This is a genomic window from Ruegeria sp. YTSA105 (genome assembly GCF_059610225.1).
The window spans coordinates 91,359-107,623 of record NZ_JBXWNE010000002.1; the positions used below are offsets into that span (position 1 = coordinate 91,359).

Consider the following 16,265-nt stretch of genomic DNA (forward strand, 5'->3'; position numbering starts at 1 on the left):
CGCGCCTAGCTTTTCGGCGCCCGCTTCACCAAGCCCAGCTTCTCACGCACTTCTGCGGGGCCAATCACGCGCGCACCCATGTTCTCGATGATGCTGCCCGCGCGTTCAACCAGTTGCCAGTTCTCGGCCAGCACGCCTTTGTCCAGCCACAGGTTGTCCTCCAACCCGACCCGTACATTGCCGCCCGCCAGAACCGAGGCGGCCACATAGGCCATCTCGTTCCGACCCAGTGAAAAGGCGCTGAAGGTCCAGTCGTCCGGCACGTTGTTCACCATCGCCATGAAGGTGTTCAGATCGTCCGGCGCGCCCCACGGCACGCCCATGCACAGCTGAACCAGAGCGTTCGGTTCCAAAACGCCCTCTTTCACCAACTGCTTGGCGAACCAAAGATGGCCGGTATCAAAGGCCTCAATCTCCGGCTTTACACCCAGATCGGTCATCATCTGGCCCATCGCGCGCAACGCACCCGGCGTGTTGGTCATCACATAATCGGCCTCGGCAAAATTCATGGTGCCGCAGTCGAGGGTGCAGATTTCCGGCAGGCATTCGGCCACATGGGCCACACGCTCGGTCGCGCCAACCAAATCAGTTCCCGCCTCGGCCAGCGGCAGCGGGTTTTCGATACCGCCAAACACCATGTCGCCACCCATGCCAGCAGTCAGGTTCAGCACGGCGTCGACCTCGGCATCGCGAATGCGATCTGTGACCTCACGATACAGTGCCAGATCACGCGAAGGCGCTCCGGTCTCAGGGTCGCGCACATGGCAATGCACCACCGCTGCCCCTGCCTTGGCTGCAGCTATCGCGCTGTCGGCGATCTGCTTTGGCGAACGCGGCACATGCGGGCTGCGATCCTGCGTCCCACCCGAGCCTGTGACGGCGCATGTAATGAAGACTTCGCGGTTCATTTCCAAAGGCATGGCGTTCTCCCCAGCTTATACCCGGTTAACCCTGAGTTTTCCCCAGGCTTCTCCACGGATTCCGATTTGCTTTCGCCCCCGAGTTTGCCGCAGCTTTGGTCAAACACTTGTCAGAATGCGAATCGAACTTGATGAAATCCGCAAAAAACATATTGCAGCCCGAACATCGTGCCCTGAAAACGGCTGTGCTGGTGCTGGACGAATGCAACACGCTCAGCTTTGCGTCGGCCGTTGATCCAATGCGTGCCGCCAATCGGTTGGCGGATCGTCCGGCCTTTGACTGGGATTATGTGACAGCCACTGCTGAACCGGCCATGCTGACCAGTGCGCTTTCGGTTCCGGGTGTACCTTTGGCCCGGCTGCAATCCTGCGATCTGATGATTGTCGTTGCCGGGTTCCAACTGGCCCGCCATGCCACACCCAGCCTGCTGGCCGGCCTACGCCGCATCGCCAAGACCGGCGCCACAATGGCAGGTATTGATGGCGGTCCTTGGCTGCTGGCCGAGGCAGGCCTGCTGGACGGCCACGCCGCCACCACCCATTGGGAAGATTTGGAGAACTTCTCTGCTCGCTTCCCCGAAGTGGACGTGCGCCCTGACCGGTTTACCGTTTCTGAAGGCCGCCTGACCTCGGGCGGGGCGATCCCAGCGGTCGAGATGATGCTGCATATCATCGCCGCCCGCCATGGCGCCGGATTTGCCGCCCGCGTCTCGGGTCTGTTCCTCTATGACGGTGCGCCTGATCCCACAAAACCACAAAGCCGCACCGGTGCGCCGCACCGCCACACAGCTTTGACCGCCAAAGCCAATACGCTGATGCAATCCGCACTGGACGACCCTATGCCATTGGCAGATATCGCCGAAACCCTGGGCACCAGTTCACGCACCCTGCAACAGCAATTCCGCCTGCGCCTGAACACCACGCCGCAGGACCATTACCTGCAGCTCCGACTGGCCGAGGCGCGCAGATTGGTGACGGACACCGATATGTCACTGATGGATGTGGCTCTGGCGACGGGTTTCGCCTCGCAATCCAGCTTTTCCCGTGCCTTTCGCACAGCGCACGGCCTTTCGGCCCGGGACCTGAGGCAAGACAGGGCACAACCCAGCCATCACTAAGCGGATCTGCTTCATCTGGCTGAAATACCTCGGGGGAGGCTCCGCCTGCGGAGACGAGGCCAGCGTCCCTAAAACGGCATAGGATGCGCGCGATGCGCTTCGGTGATTTCAGTCAGAATTTCCCCAGAAAGGCGAAGTTCCTTACCGTCGAGAATATGCCCAAGCTGCGCCACCGTTGTCGCGCCGAAAATGGCCGACATCATGAAGGGCCGCGTCCGGCACCAGGCCAGCGCCATATGGACCGGGTCCAGATCGTGGCGGTCAGCGATCTCTAGATAGGCCGCAACCGCCTCAAATGCCCGTCTGCGATGACGTCCACCCACCTCAGGCACCAATGACATCCGCGAACCCTCGGGCACCATGCCGTTTTGGTATTTCCCGGTCAAAAATCCGGCGGCAAGCGGTGAAAAGGCCATCAGCCCCACATCCTCATGCGCGCTCAGCTCGGCCATATCGGTGTCGAAATGCCGGCACATCAAAGAATACTCATTCTGAACCGATGCCACGCGGGGCGTGCCGGTGGCTTCGGCGATCCGCAACCACTGAGCGGTGCCCCAAGCGCTTTCGTTCGAAAGGCCAAACGCTCGGATATTTCCTTTGTTGACCTGTTCCTTCAGGGCAACAAGGCACTCGTGCATATTGTCCAGAACCTCATCGGTATTGTGCCCCGAAGGCGCATAGGTCCAGTTTTGCCGGAACATATAGCTGCCGCGGTTCGGCCAGTGAAACTGATAAAGGTCGATGCAATCCGTTTGCAGTCGGCGCAAGGAACCTTCGACCGCCTCGGGGATTGTCTGCGGTGAAATCGGTGCGCCATCGCGCGCATGTGCGAACCCTGCCCCAGAATGCTTGGTTGCCAGAACATATTCACCACGCCGTGACGGGTTGGCGGCGTTCCAGTTGCCCAGAATTTCTTCGGTCCGGCCCACCGTCTCTTTCGAGATGGGATTCACCGGATACATCTCGGCGGCATCGACAAAATTAATGCCCCCATCAAGTGCCATGTCCATCTGAGTATGCGCGTCGGCCTCGGATGTCTGCGTACCAAATGTCATCGTACCCAGACACAGGTCTGTCACCATGATTCCAGTACGGCCCAGGGGCTTCATTTCCATCGCTCATTCTCCTGAAATCTGCGGAGGCCCTATGCCTCGGCTTTTTTTTCCCACCGGCCCGATTCCTCGGACCAATATTGCGCCGAACAGCCCGCCCCGGTCAGTGTTTTCCATTGCCCGCGGGCATGTTGGAGAGCCTGATCATCATTCCCATCGAACAGGATGCACACGCGTTCCAGCGCGTTCACTTCCTCGGGTTCAACCGCGGCACCATCAACAGCCATCACGCAAGCCGGATCATTTGCGGCCTCGGCCCCTGTCGTCAGCAATATGGGCTGGTCCCTGTCATGCGGCCCCCCGGTGCGGCCATGTGGCAGGAACCCTTCCTCGGGGCCCTGCCACAGCTTTTCGTCCAACCAATCCATCCGTGCGGGATCAGTTCCCCGCACGGCTATCTTCCACCCGGCCTGCCGCGCCTTGTCCAGCAACACGGGCAAGGTGTTTTCCAGCGGTTGGCGGGTCAGGTGATAGAAATAAACGGCGCCCATTGGATTATTCGAAATTGTCCTGCACGAACCGGCTCAGTGCGCGGACACCCCAACCGGTGGCCCCTTTGGGCGCATAGGATGTCTCGGTTGCAATCGAAGCCACCCCAGCAATGTCCAGATGGATCCAGGGGGTTTCGTCCTTCACGAACCGCTGCAGGAACTGCGCAGCAGTGATGGATCCGGCAGGTCGTCCACCGACATTCTTCATATCGGCGATGCGCGATTTCAGCTGCTCGTCATAGGCTTTGCCCAGCGGCATCCGCCATGCGCCCTCATCCTCGGCCCCGGCAGCCTTTAGGAAGGCGTTGCAGAACGTGTCATTGTTCGAAAAGACACCGGCATTCTCATGCCCAAGCCCAATGATGATCGCGCCGGTCAATGTTGCCAGGTCGATCATGCCCACGGGGGCAAACCGCTCTTGCGCGTACCACATCACATCACACAGGACCAAACGGCCCTCGGCGTCGGTATTGATGACCTCGACCGTGTCGCCCTTCATCGACTTGACGACATCGCCGGGGCGCGTGGCATTGCCCGAAGGCATGTTTTCCACTAGCCCGACAAGGCCCACGACATTGGCTTTGGCCTTGCGCTTGGCCAGCGCCCGCATGGTGCCGGCGACGACACCTGCCCCACCCATGTCCATAGTCATGTCTTCCATGCCTGCAGCGGGTTTCAAGGAAATGCCGCCGGTGTCAAACACGACGCCCTTACCCACCAGCGCCAGCGGCGCATCATCCTTGTCGCCTCCATTCCACTGCATCACCACAACCTTCGACGGGCTGACCGAGCCCTGCCCGACGCTTAACAAGGTGCGCATACCCAATTCGGCCAGTTTGTCTTCGTCGAGCACTTCGACGTCCAGGCCAAGCGCCTTCATTTCGGACAAACGATCCGCGAATTCGGTCGTTGTCAGCACATTGGCGGGTTCATTGGTCAGGTCCCGTGTCATCCGAACGCCATCGGCAATCGCATACAGCGGTACAAATGCGGCTTCGACCTCATCATGTTTCTGATGACTGATTGTTACTGATCCGGCTTCATCCGAATCTCGGGTTTTATGGGCATCGAAATCATAGCTGCGCAAAACGATCCCCAATGCCAGTTCTTCGGTCCGAGCCTGATTTCCGGCCATGACCAACAAGGGCTGGTGATCAGACAATTTGGCCAGCTTCGCCCCGGCCTTGCGTGCCTCTGCAGCATCGGCACGGCGCGAAAGCACAAGAATATCAAGCGCTTCAGCGGCCATTCCGCCTGGCCAGGCAAGAGAGACTACATCGCCGGATTTCACCTTTTCGAACCGGTCGCTTTCGACAAGTCGCGCGACTGCGCCCCGGGTCAGACGGTTGGCGCGGCGTGCGGCTGGGTTCATCTTGCCTTCATCCGAGACAATAATCACGACGCGCCCTTTGGTCTGCGCCATCACGTCCACGTCAAAAACCTTAAACTGAATTGGAACAAGACTGCTCATTGGGAACTCCTGAAAATCTGTTTCCCAAGACCTAGCCCGCGGCGACCGCATTGACCAGATAGCAGTTTTCCCCGCCGGGCATTTGCATTACAGTCGCGGAAAAAGTTCCGGCAGGGTCGGAGAGCGGGAGGGCGAATTGGCAAATCGGGGCAGGCATAGGCCGTTGCGCGCTGGCGCATGTACCGCTGATTCTCTTAACTTCAAGGCCCCCGCTGCAGGCAACGCAGTGATGCCGGGGGCGCGTTTGTGATCCTGGATCGATATTTTGCCCGCCGGTTCACCCAGAGCTTTCTGGTCATTGGCTGTATCTTTTTGACGCTGATGATTCTGATCGATCTGATTGAACAGGTACGGCGCTTTGATGAGGTCGATCTGTCATTTGGCCGGCTTTTGTATCTGACCCTATTGAATACGCCCGCCGCCATCGGTGAGATGCTGCCCCTGCTGATCATCCTGTCCACGATTGCGTTGTTCATCGGATTGGCGCGCAGCTCGGAATTGGTGGTGACGCGCTCGATCGGGCGATCTGGAATTCGCGTCCTGCTTGCACCTGTAACTTTGGCCCTGTTGATCGGAGCCTTGGCGGTTGCGGTGCTTAACCCGTTTGCTGCCGCAACTTCCGAAGAATTCCAACGGCTTTCCGATTCCTACCGTAACCGCACCAGCTCAGCTCTTTCGATCAGCAGTGAGGGTTTGTGGTTACGGCAAGCTACAGAAGAGGGCCAATCGGTTGTCCACGCGCGCCGAACGTCAAACGGTAACACCCTGCTGTTGAAGGACGTCACCATAATAACATTCGACGCGATTGGTCAGCCGACACGCCAAATCTCTGCCAAACAGGCCAAGTTGGAAGACGGTTTTTGGGTTTTACAGGATGCCAAGATCTGGCCGCTTATGAACGGCATCAATCCCGAAGCTGGCTCGAAAGAGCATGATCGTCTGGAGATTCCGACCACCCTGACACGTCAGCGCATTCTGGACAGGCTGGCCAACCAGGATTCGATGTCTGTCTACGATTTGCCCCAGTTGATCCGAGACCTGCGCGAGGCGGGCTTTTCGACCAAGCAATACGAGGTCTGGTTTCAGGTCCAACTGGCAAGACCTCTGTTTCTGGTCGCAATGGTCTTGATTGGCGCGGCCTTTACCATGCGGCATGTCCGGTTCGGCGGCACCGGAATTGCGGTGCTGACGGCCGTGTTACTGGGCTTCGCCATCTATTTCGTCCGTAATTTCGCGCAAATATTGGGAGAAAACGGTCAGTTGCCTATCTTCGTTGCAGCCTGGGCCCCGCCATTTGCAGCCATCCTTCTTTCTCTTGGCCTGCTGTTGCACGCGGAGGATGGCTGATGCGCAAATTCGCTCTGCTATTGCTCTCGGGTGCGGTTGCATTGTCTTTGCCTTCGGGTGTCCTGGCCCAGACTTTGCCGGAACAGGATCAAACGACGGACGCGTCCCAGCAAGAGCCACCAGCCTTACTTGTCGCCGACAAGATTTTCATAACCCCAGAGCGTGTGCTGATCGCAGAGGGCAATGTCGAAGCGTTTCAGGGTGACGTCAAAATGACGGCCAGTCGGATTTTGTACGACCGCGAAAGCGGTGAGCTTACACTGGAAGGACCGATCCGGATTGATCAGGGCAATCGAACGACAGTTCTGGCGGATTCCGCAGAACTCGACCGGGGTTTGCTCAACGGCCTTTTGATCGGCGCCCGAATGGTGTTCGACCAACAGGTGCAAATTGCCTCGGTGCAGGCGACACGTGCTGGCGGCAGATACACCCAGTTCAGCAAAGTCTCGGCGACGTCTTGCCATGTCTGCACGGATGGGCGGCCACCGCTCTGGCAAATCCGTGCCCGCAAGGTGACCCATGATCAGTTGGAACGACAGCTTTATTTCGAAGGTGCGCAATTCCGGGTGCTGGATGTGCCGGTCTTCTATTTCCCTTACCTGCGTCTTCCCGATCCAACGCTGGACCGGGCGACTGGTTTTTTGGTCCCATCGGTCCGCACCACCTCGCAGTTGGGCACAGGCATAAAGGTTCCCTATTTCTTCAAGCTTGGAGATCATAAGGACCTCACGCTGACACCTTACCTTTCCGGCAAGACCAGAACTCTGGGCTATCGCTATCGTCAGGCCTTTAAGAACGGACGGATCAAAATCGAAGGCGCGCATACTCGCGATGACCTTCAACGGGACGAGGCGCGCGGATATTTCTTTACCAACGGTTGGTTTGATCTGCCGGACGACTATCGCCTGACCTTCAACATTCGAACCACGTCCGACGATTCCTATCTGGCTGATTACGGCCTGCCCGACTTTGACCGTCTGCGCAGCGAAATTGCCCTGGAAAGGATCAAGCGCGATACCGCTTTCCGGACCAGCCTAAACCACTATAAAACCTTGCGAGATAGCGAGGATCAGGATCAGATTCCTTCTCGCATCTTCGACCTGAACTATCGCAAACGCTTCTTCCCGGCAGCTGTCGGAGGAGAGGTGCGGATGGCTTTCATCGGCCATGCCCATGAAAGAACGAGCAATGAGGACGTTATCGGGCGCGATGTTGCCCGAGCGACCTTCGATACCGAATGGCTGCGCAGCTGGATACTGGGCTGGGGGCTACGTGCAGATGCCCAAGTAGGCGCGTCAATCGACACGTTCAATATCCGCCACGACAGCGCCTATCCCGATCAGGTGACCCGCACGACCCCGCGCGCCGCACTGACGCTGCGCCTTCCAATGACTCGCCACGAGGCGTCGGGCGCAACCCAGTTGCTGGAACCCATCGCGCAGATCGGGTGGACGCATGTCTCCGACAATGATGTTCCTATCGACGAAAGTACGTTTCAGGAGTTTGACCAGGGTAACCTGTTATCCCTGTCCCGATTCCCTGCCGAGGACAGGCGCGAAGATGGGGTCAGCGGCGTTGTTGGGATGAATTGGGCGCGTTATGGCTCCAGGGGCTGGCAAGCGCGTGCCACGATCGGTCAGGTCTTTCGTGCGGATGCTGATCCCGACTTTAACCTTACATCGGGCCTTCAGGGCACATCGTCCGATGTGTTGATCGCCGGACAACTTGAAACGCCCAACGGGTGGTCTCTGGCCGGGCGAGGTTTGGTGAACGGAGATTTCAGCTTTGCCAAGGCCGAGCTGCGTGCAGCATGGCAAAAGGAAACAACGGCCCTCAGCGGAAGCTATGTCTGGCAAGAACCCGATCCCGCAGAAAATGTCGACGATGAGATTTCTGAGATCTGGTTGCGCGGGCGGTACGACATCGATCAGAACTGGCAAACCCGTGCTCAGGCGCGGTATGACCTGAGCGAATCTGAACCGATCAGATATGGGTTGGGTATCACGTACCGGAACGAGTGTGTTCAGGTTAACATGTCGGTCAGCAGGCGCTATACCTCGTCATCAAGTATTGAGCCTTCGACCGAATTCGGCTTTACCGTAGCTCTGACAGGATATTCTGTCGAAGGTGGCGGCAAACAGTACAAGAGAAGATGCAGTTGATAACAGGTTTTTCACGTTTCTTTCGTTCCAGCCATATCGGGCTGGTTGCTCCGGCACTGGTTGCAGTTTCGATTGCCATAGCACCTGTAAAGGCAGTGGCGCAGAACCTGTTCTCGCCTGCCATAAAGGTCAATCAAGACATCGTGACCTGGTATGAGCTGGAACAGCGCCTGCAATTCCTCTCGATTCTGGGTGTTCCCGGCGCAACCGAGGAAGACGTGCGCAAAGCTCTGATAGACGACCGCCTGCGCAAACAGGCGATGCGCGACGCTGGAATCGTGGTCGCCCCCGAAGACGTTCAGGTTGGAATAGACCAATTTGCAGCCCGCGGTCAGCTTTCGAGCGACGAATTCCTGCAGCTTCTGGCGGATGCCGGTGTTGACCGTGAGACGGTTCGGGATTTCATCAAGGATCAGATTTCCTGGCGTGAATTCGTCAGCGCGCGTTTTCTGTCGCAGGCGAGACCATCGGAAGACGAGATCAATCGCGCACTTGGACAATCTGGAAGTGGCGGCCTGCAAGTCCTTCTTTCGGAAATCATTATTCCTGTGAACCAACAAAACCTGCCACAGGTTCAACTGCTGGCCGAAGAGATCGCCTTGATCGAGGGCTATGATTCCTTTTCAACCGCCGCAACACAGTACTCGGCGGCCGGAACTCGCACCAATGGGGGGCGCCTTGACTGGTTGAACTTGACCGATCTGCCCCCGGCGCTGCAGCCGGTCATCATCGGGCTCAAAAATGGTGACGTCACCCAGCCCATTCCGCTGCCCAATGCCGTTGCACTGTTTCAGATGCGCGGTTTGCGTGAGACCGCTGCGAGTACGCCCACCTATTCCGAGATCGACTATGCTGTCTATTACATGCCCGGTGGTCGTAGTGCGGAAACACTGGCCGCAGCCGAAAAGCTGAAAGAAGAAATAGACACTTGCGATGATCTGTACGGTATCGTGAAAAACAAGCCAGCAGAAGTCTTAGAGCGGAATGTCAGCAAACCGTCGGAAATCCCGCGCGATATCGCATTGGAACTGGCCAAACTGGACCTGAACGAAGTTTCAACCACGTTGACCCGCAACAACGGCCAAACACTGGCTTTTGTGATGTTGTGCACACGTACCCGCAACCTTGGCGAAGAGACAACGCGTGCAGATGTCGCCAATGCTCTGACTCAGCAAAGGCTGCAAACACTTGCAGAAAGCCTGTTGGGGCAAATGCGTGCCGACGCAACTATTGTTGAACAATGAAGCCAATCGCGCTCAGCTGCGGCGATCCGGCCGGAATTGGGCCCGAGATCGCCGCAAAAGCCTGGGCCAGCCTTAGAACCACCTGCCCTTTCTTCTATATTGGCGATGCCGCGCATTTGCCGCCCGAGACACCGTCGGTACAGATCAGCGACGCCTCTCAGGCGGTCGAGATTTGTGGCTCTGCCCTGCCCGTACTGCAACTGGACTTTCCAGCCCTTAACCGGCCTGGGCACCCTAATCCAGCCAACGCCAGATCAGTTGTAACTGCCATTGAAACCGGCGTGGCGCTGGTTCAGTCCGGTTCTGCATCGGCGCTATGTACCGCACCGATCCACAAGAAAGCACTTATCGACGGGGCAGGTTTCTCATTCCCCGGCCATACTGAATTTCTGGGCGCCTTGGCTGGGTCCCAACGTGTTGTGATGATGCTGGCGAGCGACCAGCTGCGCGTTGTACCAGCAACCATCCACATCCCGCTCTCACGCGTTCCTTGCGAGCTTACGCCCGAGCTTTTGCGGGAAACCATCGAAATCACCGCCCAGGGACTACAATCACAGTTCGGTATTGCCACCCCGCGGATAACCGTCGCGGGCCTCAACCCGCATGCCGGTGAAGGCGGCAAGATGGGACAAGAAGAACTGGACTGGATTGCGCCGCTGATCGCGGAGCTGCCCCGCAAAGAGTATACCGTAACCGGCCCGCACCCCGCGGATACATTGTTCCACGCCGCAGCGCGCGCGCGCTATGACGCCGCCATCGCCATGTATCACGATCAGGCTCTGATTCCGATCAAGACGCTGGATTTCGATCGCGGTGTGAACGTCACACTAGGCCTTCCATTTATCCGAACCTCACCCGATCACGGGACTGCACTGGACATTGCGGGGCAAGGCCTTGCAAACCCGACCAGCCTGATCGAAGCGCTGAAACTTGCCCAGCAGATGGCACAAAGCTCTTGATCCTTCAGCGGGCTGTAAATATCCCGGCCAGAGGTAAAAATTCTCTGGCGCTCTCCTATCAAACCGCGCCACGGTGATCGGATCATGAGCACTATCGACAACCTTCCCCCTCTCCGCGAGGTTATCGCCTCGCATCAACTCTCGGCTCGCAAGTCGCTAGGCCAGAACTTTTTGCTGGACCTGAACCTGACCGCCAAGATCGCGCGGCAGGCCGGAGATCTTGCGGAATGCGATGTTCTGGAAATCGGCCCCGGCCCCGGCGGGCTGACCCGTGGGCTACTTTCAGAAGGTGCGCGCAAGGTTATCGCAGTTGAAAAAGACACACGCTGTATCGCTGCCCTAAACGACATCGCCGCCGCCTATCCCGGTAGGCTTGAGGTCATCAACGGTGACGCGCTTGAGATTGATCCGCTTGTGCATCTCACACCACCGATCCGTGTGGCGGCGAACCTGCCCTATAACGTCGGCACCGAGTTGCTGGTCCGCTGGCTGACCCCGCCGCAATGGCCTCCGTTCTGGCAAAGCCTGACCCTGATGTTTCAGCGCGAAGTGGCGGAACGGATCGTCGCCCAACCCGGCGGAAAAGCCTATGGTCGCTTAGCCATCCTTGCCCAATGGCGGGCCGACGCGCGCATCGCCATGTCACTGCCACCCGGAGCGTTCACCCCGCCCCCCAAGGTCTCAAGCGCCGTGGTCCACCTGATCGCCCTGTCGCAACCGCGCTATCCGGCTGATCCTGCCACACTGTCCCGCGTGGTTGCCGCCGCATTTAATCAGCGCCGCAAGATGCTGCGGGCTTCACTGAAAGGCGTCGCACCCGATATCGAAGACCGCCTGATAGCCGCCGGGATCAAACCCACTGAACGTGCGGAACAAGTGCCTTTAGAAGCGTTCTGCGCATTGGCCCGCGAAGTCAAAAGATCCTGAAACAAAAAAACCCTGCGGCCTAACAGACCGCAGGGTTTTTCTTTTCTATACTGGCTGATTTACTCTGCCGCTTCAGGCGTATCACCGTTGCCGGAGGGCGCGTCCTCAGTCGCAGCAGGTGCGGCTTTGGGCTTGCGCGCCCGAGGCCGACGGGCCGGTTTTTCTTTTTTCTCGGCCTCTTCAGGGCTTTTGCTTTCAGGCGTTTCTACAAGCCCGGATTCCGGAGCAGCTGCGTCAGCGGCAAACCCCATCACATCAGGTTGAGGTGCCTCAGCGGGATCCGACTGGCGGACGGTTTCGCGTTCCTGACGCTCGGCACGCTCACGATCTCGTTCAGCCTGGCGTTCGCGATTCTGACGCTCTTGCTCCTCACGGCGTGCATCCATTTCACGCTGGGCTTCGCTAAGCAAACGCAGGTAATGTTCGGCGTGCTGCTGAAAGTTTTCGGCAGCTACACGGTCGTTAGACAACTGAGCATCGCGTGCAAGCTGATTATATTTATCAATAATCTGTTGCGGCGTGCCACGCACTTTGCCCTCTGGGCCCGAACTGTCGAAAACTCGGTTTACGACGTTGCCGCCAGAAGGACGATTGCGGTTATTCTTTGCCCGAGAGCGGGATTTGGAAGATCTCATCTACTTTAGTCAGCCTTGTCGTTCGCTGCCGATCAGTTCGCGTCTTGCACTGCTCAAGGGCTTAGCTATGACACGATGTCGGCTTTTTTGGGCTTGGCGTCAGGGGCCCGCTGTAACAGCGTCAACCTCTCTGACTACACCTGAGTAAACACGTCCAGAGCGTGCAGACAAGAGGTTTGTCCCAATTTTTGTACCTTTTTTATATCAATCGGCGCATTTCGGCCTCAGAACGTTCCGTCATGAAGGCATTCTGGCGAAAACGACGCGGTCGCGACCATCCAGATCGGGAATGATCCGTACGTCTGTCAATCCTGTTGCGTCAAACAAAGACGCGACGCTTTGCCCTTGCTCGGGTCCGATTTCGACAAGTAACCGACCATGGGGCAATAGAAAATCCGGGGCGGCGGCAGCAATCCTGCGGTAGGCCCCCAAGCCGTCACCTTCGTCTGTCAATGCCATCCGCGGCTCATGGTCCCGCACTTCAGGTGCCAGGGTGTCCATTTCCGGAAGGGAAATATAGGGCGGGTTTGAAACAATCAGGTCAAATTTAGCTTCAATGTCTCCAAACCAATCGGATTGCTTAATTTCGATCCGGTTCTGAACATCGTGTTGCACGGCATTTGCACTGGCCTGTAGGCAGGCCGCCTCACTCAGATCCACACCAATACCCGATGCACTGGTGCGTTCGGACAGCAATGTGATCAGGATGCACCCCGATCCAACCCCCAGATCGAGGACATAGTCAAAGGGTTCGCTAAGCGCGGCCTCGATCAGAACCTCTGTTTCCGGGCGTGGATCCAGCACGTCCCGGCTAACTTTGAACCGACGGCCGTAAAACTCACGTTCCCCCAACAGATGAGAAACGGGCACACGAATGGCCCGAAGCGAGATCAGTTGCTCGTATCGCTCAGCAATATCCGGTAAAAGCTCTTCGGGTGTAATCAGTGTCACGCGACTTGCTTCGATCCGGGCGGCGTGGGCGAGTAGAACCCGCGCATCCCGCGCCGGATCAGCCACACCAGCCGCACGCAATCTTGCCGTAGCGGCCACCATGGCCTGAGCCGCTGTCTGGCCGCCGGTCATTGCGCCATCTCGGCCAGGAGACGCGCCTGATCATCCGCGGTCAATGCGTCGATTACCTCATCCAGATCGCCCTGCATCACCTGATCCAACTTGTACAGCGTCAGATTGATCCTGTGGTCCGTCATGCGGCCTTGCGGGAAATTATAGGTCCTGATCCGTTCCGACCGGTCGCCAGACCCGACCTGGTTCGCCCGATCTGCCGAGCGTTCGCTGTCAATCCGCTGACGCTCCTGATCATAGAGTCGGGTCTTCAGAACCTGCATCGCGATCTCGCGATTGCGGTGTTGGGATTTCTCGGAGCTGGTCACCACAAGCCCGGTGGGCAAGTGTGTAATCCGCACGGCCGAATCGGTGGTGTTCACGTGCTGCCCACCCGCACCCGAGCTGCGCATCGTGTCGATACGGATATCATTGGCGTCGATCTGAATATCGACATCCTCGGCCTCGGGCAGCACCGCCACGGTCGCTGCCGATGTATGAATGCGCCCGCCACTTTCGGTTTCTGGCACCCGCTGCACCCGGTGAACACCGGATTCGTATTTCAAACGGGCAAAGACGTTGTCGCCCTTAATATGGGCAACCACCTCTTTGATGCCGCCCAGATCCGACGCCTGCTCTTCGAGGATCTCGAATTTCCAGCCGCGCGCTTCGGAATACCGCTGATACATGCGCAGCAGATCGCCCGCAAAAAGCGCGGCCTCATCACCGCCGGTTCCAGGACGGATTTCCAGCATGGCCGGGCGCGCATCGGCTGCATCCCTAGGCAACAAGGCCAGTTGCAGGGCGTGTTCGGCACCGGGAATTTGGGCCTGCAGGTCGGGGATTTCCTCTTCGGCCAGTTCCCTCATATCGGGATCGGCCAGCATCGCCTCGGCCTCGGCAAGGTCAGTGACCAGCTGGCGCCATGCCATGATCTGATCGACCACGGGCTTGAGGTCCGAATATTCCTTGGCCAGCACAGCAATATCGCCGCCCAAAGCACCATCTGCCATGGCTGCTTCGAGGTATTGGAATCGCTGAGTTATCTGTTCAAGGCGTTCTTCGGGGATCATCCGGGCGGTGTCTCTTAATCCGGGGCTATGGTCAAGGGCTGTCCGTATGCTAAGCTGCCCCGCATGAGACGGTTGGTTCTGGTTCTATCGCTTTTTGCGACGCCCGTGATGGCCGATGTCGTCGGTCCCGGCGGCAAGGTACAGGACTGCTATTGCACTGACAAATCCGGGTCACGCGTTGAATTGGGTGAGATGATCTGCCTGCAGGTCGACGGTCGCATTTTCACTGCACAATGTCAGATGTCACTGAACGTTCCGATGTGGCGCGAGGTACAGGAAGGATGCCTGTCCTCAGGGCTGCATCCGCGCGAGCCAGCCATCAACGCGGTTTCGGTTTACCCCAAAATCTGAGCGACCAAAGCGCAACCTGCCATAGATGCGCAGTGTATCGCCGTTCTGCTGGGCGGTTGTGTAATCTGGAAAACCTATCACTTTGGTACGGGTGATATAGGTGACCATCCCGTCATCAATTGACCCGGCCAGAACCTTTGTACGCGGAGCGGACGCAGCGATTTCGTTCAACTGCGCCAACCCGTCCGGCCCCGTTTCAAGTACTCGCACGACGCCACCACGGAGGTCCCTGTTCGCGTCGCCGACGGGGGTATTGTGCCAGATGGCGGGATCAGATGGCGCAAGCCGTATATACGCCCCCACAAGGACAATCAGACCAGCAATCAGCCACAGCGCCATTTTCATCTTTTCCACTCTGTTAGATTGCGGAACCATATGCAGTTCCGCATAGCAAACAAGAGACTGCCGTGATCCCTACCGTGACGTCACTCCGGGCAATATGCACAGCAGTTCAAACAGCAGATTGGCAGCGGTCAGCGCCGTATTGCCAGAGGGATCATACGGCGGAGAAACCTCGACCAGATCACACCCAACCACATTTGTCCCGCCCAGGGCATGGATCAGTTGCAACGCTTGCGGTGTGGTTAACCCGGCGATCTCGGGCGTGCCGGTTCCGGGGGCGAAAGACGGGTCCAGACTGTCAATGTCATAGGTGATATAGACCGGATGATCCCCGATCTCATTGCGTATCTGCGCGCCCATGACCGTCAGGTTCTGCTGCCAAAGCTCCCATGCGGGGTATTGGCGAAAGCCCCACCCTTTGGCCTCGGTAAAGTCCGATGCCGCATAGCCAGAGCCTCGGATGCCGATCTGAAAGGTTTTGTCCGGCACGATCAGCCCTTCTTCATAGGCGCGCCGGAAAACGGTGCCGTGGGTTTCCTTTTCCCCAAACATCTCATCATTCACATCCGCATGAGCATCCACATGCACCAGCGCCACAGGCCCGTGTTTCGCGGCTATGGCCCGCAGGATCGGCAAGGTGATCGAGTGATCGCCCCCCATCGCCACAGGTGTCACACCCTGCGCCAGAATCGCGTCATAGCTTTCCTTGATGATCCTCAGGCTGTCGGACAGCGAAAAGGTGTTGATCGCCAGATCGCCGATGTCGGCGATTTGCAGGCTGTCGAAGGGGGCCGCAAAGGTGGCCATATTGTAAGGCCGCAGCATCGCACTTTCGCTGCGGATCTGTTTCGGTCCGAACCGTGTCCCCGACCGCCAAGAGGTGCCAATGTCCATCGGGATGCCTATTACGGCCACATCCAATCCGGCCAACGTATCCGCCTGCGGCAGGCGCATAAACGTGTTTGGGCCGGAAAAACGCGCCAGATCGTTACCGCTGATTGGTTGGTTGAATTGTGTCATGCCGTTATGTCTTCCGTCCTGCCCTGCTGCT

16 protein-coding genes are annotated in these 16,265 nt (G+C 58.0%); 7 read left to right on the forward strand and 9 right to left on the reverse strand.

Annotation, left to right across the window (positions count from 1 at the left end):
• Nucleotides 1–5: 5 nt before the first annotated feature.
• A complete protein-coding gene (bcoG, locus tag AC2FH2_RS03085; RefSeq protein ID WP_142633428.1) occupies nt 6–920 on the reverse strand; it encodes a 3-dehydrocarnitine:acetyl-CoA trimethylamine transferase BcoG in 915 nt (304 codons plus the stop codon).
• Between the two features lie 131 nt (nt 921–1,051).
• On the opposite strand from bcoG, the gene AC2FH2_RS03090 reads away from it, so the two are divergent.
• Nucleotides 1,052–2,038, forward strand: a complete 987-nt coding sequence (locus tag AC2FH2_RS03090) for a GlxA family transcriptional regulator (protein ID WP_496822820.1) — start codon at nt 1,052–1,054, stop codon at nt 2,036–2,038.
• A 68-nt stretch (nt 2,039–2,106) separates the two neighbouring features.
• Here AC2FH2_RS03090 and AC2FH2_RS03095 read toward each other — a convergent pair whose 3' ends face one another.
• From AC2FH2_RS03095 to AC2FH2_RS03105, 3 genes are read right to left on the reverse strand one after another with little or no spacing between them, the layout of a single operon-like run.
• Entirely contained in the window at nt 2,107–3,153 is a 1,047-nt protein-coding gene (locus AC2FH2_RS03095) for an aldo/keto reductase (RefSeq protein ID WP_142633424.1), read from the reverse strand.
• A gap of 29 nt (nt 3,154–3,182) precedes the next feature.
• A complete protein-coding gene (locus AC2FH2_RS03100; RefSeq protein ID WP_271947429.1) occupies nt 3,183–3,641 on the reverse strand; it encodes a DNA polymerase III subunit chi in 459 nt (152 codons plus the stop codon).
• A gap of 4 nt (nt 3,642–3,645) precedes the next feature.
• Nucleotides 3,646–5,112, reverse strand: a complete 1,467-nt coding sequence (locus AC2FH2_RS03105) for a leucyl aminopeptidase (RefSeq protein WP_496822822.1) — start codon at nt 5,110–5,112, stop codon at nt 3,646–3,648.
• 246 nt (nt 5,113–5,358) lie between these two features.
• Here AC2FH2_RS03105 and lptG point away from each other — a divergent pair, with 246 nt between their 5' ends.
• The 5 genes from lptG to rsmA all read left to right on the forward strand — a co-directional run bounded on the left by lptG (nt 5,359) and on the right by rsmA (nt 11,751).
• The gene (lptG, locus tag AC2FH2_RS03110; RefSeq protein ID WP_142633419.1) at nt 5,359–6,459 is read left to right on the forward strand and encodes an LPS export ABC transporter permease LptG; all 1,101 of its coding nucleotides are present in this window, start codon (nt 5,359–5,361) and stop codon (nt 6,457–6,459) included.
• Nucleotides 6,459–8,621 (forward strand): LPS-assembly protein LptD, encoded by a 2,163-nt coding sequence (locus AC2FH2_RS03115; RefSeq protein ID WP_496822824.1) that lies wholly within the window; start codon nt 6,459–6,461, stop codon nt 8,619–8,621. The genes lptG and AC2FH2_RS03115 overlap by 1 nt, the downstream gene beginning before the upstream one ends.
• Entirely contained in the window at nt 8,612–9,865 is a 1,254-nt protein-coding gene (locus AC2FH2_RS03120; protein ID WP_496822825.1) for a peptidylprolyl isomerase, read from the forward strand. Before AC2FH2_RS03115 ends, AC2FH2_RS03120 begins: the two co-directional genes overlap by 10 nt.
• Nucleotides 9,862–10,824, forward strand: coding sequence for a 4-hydroxythreonine-4-phosphate dehydrogenase PdxA (pdxA, locus tag AC2FH2_RS03125; RefSeq protein ID WP_496822827.1), 963 nt, complete (start codon nt 9,862–9,864; stop codon nt 10,822–10,824). Before AC2FH2_RS03120 ends, pdxA begins: the two co-directional genes overlap by 4 nt.
• A gap of 84 nt (nt 10,825–10,908) precedes the next feature.
• Nucleotides 10,909–11,751 carry a 16S rRNA (adenine(1518)-N(6)/adenine(1519)-N(6))-dimethyltransferase RsmA gene (gene rsmA, locus AC2FH2_RS03130; RefSeq protein WP_496822829.1) on the forward strand — a complete coding sequence of 281 codons (843 nt, stop codon included), beginning with the start codon at nt 10,909–10,911 and terminating at the stop codon, nt 11,749–11,751.
• Between the two features lie 59 nt (nt 11,752–11,810).
• Here the strand turns inward: rsmA and AC2FH2_RS03135 are convergent, their stop codons facing one another.
• The 3 genes from AC2FH2_RS03135 to prfA all read right to left on the reverse strand — a co-directional run bounded on the left by AC2FH2_RS03135 (nt 11,811) and on the right by prfA (nt 14,521).
• The gene (locus AC2FH2_RS03135; protein WP_496691122.1) at nt 11,811–12,386 is read right to left on the reverse strand and encodes a DUF4167 domain-containing protein; all 576 of its coding nucleotides are present in this window, start codon (nt 12,384–12,386) and stop codon (nt 11,811–11,813) included.
• A gap of 237 nt (nt 12,387–12,623) precedes the next feature.
• Entirely contained in the window at nt 12,624–13,469 is an 846-nt protein-coding gene (prmC, locus tag AC2FH2_RS03140) for a peptide chain release factor N(5)-glutamine methyltransferase (RefSeq protein ID WP_496788386.1), read from the reverse strand.
• Nucleotides 13,466–14,521 (reverse strand): peptide chain release factor 1, encoded by a 1,056-nt coding sequence (gene prfA, locus AC2FH2_RS03145; protein WP_496749623.1) that lies wholly within the window; start codon nt 14,519–14,521, stop codon nt 13,466–13,468. Before prfA ends, prmC begins: the two co-directional genes overlap by 4 nt.
• A 63-nt stretch (nt 14,522–14,584) precedes the next feature.
• Here prfA and AC2FH2_RS03150 point away from each other — a divergent pair, with 63 nt between their 5' ends.
• Nucleotides 14,585–14,872 carry a hypothetical protein gene (locus tag AC2FH2_RS03150; protein ID WP_142633397.1) on the forward strand — a complete coding sequence of 96 codons (288 nt, stop codon included), beginning with the start codon at nt 14,585–14,587 and terminating at the stop codon, nt 14,870–14,872.
• On the opposite strand, the gene AC2FH2_RS03155 is transcribed toward AC2FH2_RS03150, so the two are convergent.
• Entirely contained in the window at nt 14,813–15,217 is a 405-nt protein-coding gene (locus tag AC2FH2_RS03155) for a DUF1499 domain-containing protein (RefSeq protein WP_496712993.1), read from the reverse strand. The genes AC2FH2_RS03150 and AC2FH2_RS03155 overlap by 60 nt on opposite strands.
• A gap of 69 nt (nt 15,218–15,286) precedes the next feature.
• Nucleotides 15,287–16,234, reverse strand: coding sequence for an agmatinase (gene speB / locus AC2FH2_RS03160; RefSeq protein WP_281971979.1), 948 nt, complete (start codon nt 16,232–16,234; stop codon nt 15,287–15,289).
• Nucleotides 16,235–16,265: the final 31 nt, after the last annotated feature.

What these genes read in the sequence shown, in the direction of transcription:
- prfA (WP_496749623.1), bottom strand. Translation starts at nt 14,521, where the DNA reads ATGATCCCCGAAGAACGCCTTGAACAGATAACTCAGCGATTCCAATAC.
- prmC (WP_496788386.1), bottom strand. Translation starts at nt 13,469, where the DNA reads ATGACCGGCGGCCAGACAGCGGCTCAGGCCATGGTGGCCGCTACGGCA.
- AC2FH2_RS03095 (WP_142633424.1), bottom strand. Translation starts at nt 3,153, where the DNA reads ATGGAAATGAAGCCCCTGGGCCGTACTGGAATCATGGTGACAGACCTG.
- AC2FH2_RS03100 (WP_271947429.1), bottom strand. Translation starts at nt 3,641, where the DNA reads ATGGGCGCCGTTTATTTCTATCACCTGACCCGCCAACCGCTGGAAAAC.
- bcoG (WP_142633428.1), bottom strand. Translation starts at nt 920, where the DNA reads ATGCCTTTGGAAATGAACCGCGAAGTCTTCATTACATGCGCCGTCACA.
- AC2FH2_RS03120 (WP_496822825.1), top strand. Translation starts at nt 8,612, where the DNA reads ATGCAGTTGATAACAGGTTTTTCACGTTTCTTTCGTTCCAGCCATATC.
- AC2FH2_RS03135 (WP_496691122.1), bottom strand. Translation starts at nt 12,386, where the DNA reads ATGAGATCTTCCAAATCCCGCTCTCGGGCAAAGAATAACCGCAATCGT.
- pdxA (WP_496822827.1), top strand. Translation starts at nt 9,862, where the DNA reads ATGAAGCCAATCGCGCTCAGCTGCGGCGATCCGGCCGGAATTGGGCCC.
- AC2FH2_RS03155 (WP_496712993.1), bottom strand. Translation starts at nt 15,217, where the DNA reads ATGAAAATGGCGCTGTGGCTGATTGCTGGTCTGATTGTCCTTGTGGGG.
- AC2FH2_RS03115 (WP_496822824.1), top strand. Translation starts at nt 6,459, where the DNA reads ATGCGCAAATTCGCTCTGCTATTGCTCTCGGGTGCGGTTGCATTGTCT.
- AC2FH2_RS03150 (WP_142633397.1), top strand. Translation starts at nt 14,585, where the DNA reads ATGAGACGGTTGGTTCTGGTTCTATCGCTTTTTGCGACGCCCGTGATG.
- rsmA (WP_496822829.1), top strand. Translation starts at nt 10,909, where the DNA reads ATGAGCACTATCGACAACCTTCCCCCTCTCCGCGAGGTTATCGCCTCG.
- AC2FH2_RS03090 (WP_496822820.1), top strand. Translation starts at nt 1,052, where the DNA reads ATGAAATCCGCAAAAAACATATTGCAGCCCGAACATCGTGCCCTGAAA.
- speB (WP_281971979.1), bottom strand. Translation starts at nt 16,234, where the DNA reads ATGACACAATTCAACCAACCAATCAGCGGTAACGATCTGGCGCGTTTT.
- AC2FH2_RS03105 (WP_496822822.1), bottom strand. Translation starts at nt 5,112, where the DNA reads ATGAGCAGTCTTGTTCCAATTCAGTTTAAGGTTTTTGACGTGGACGTG.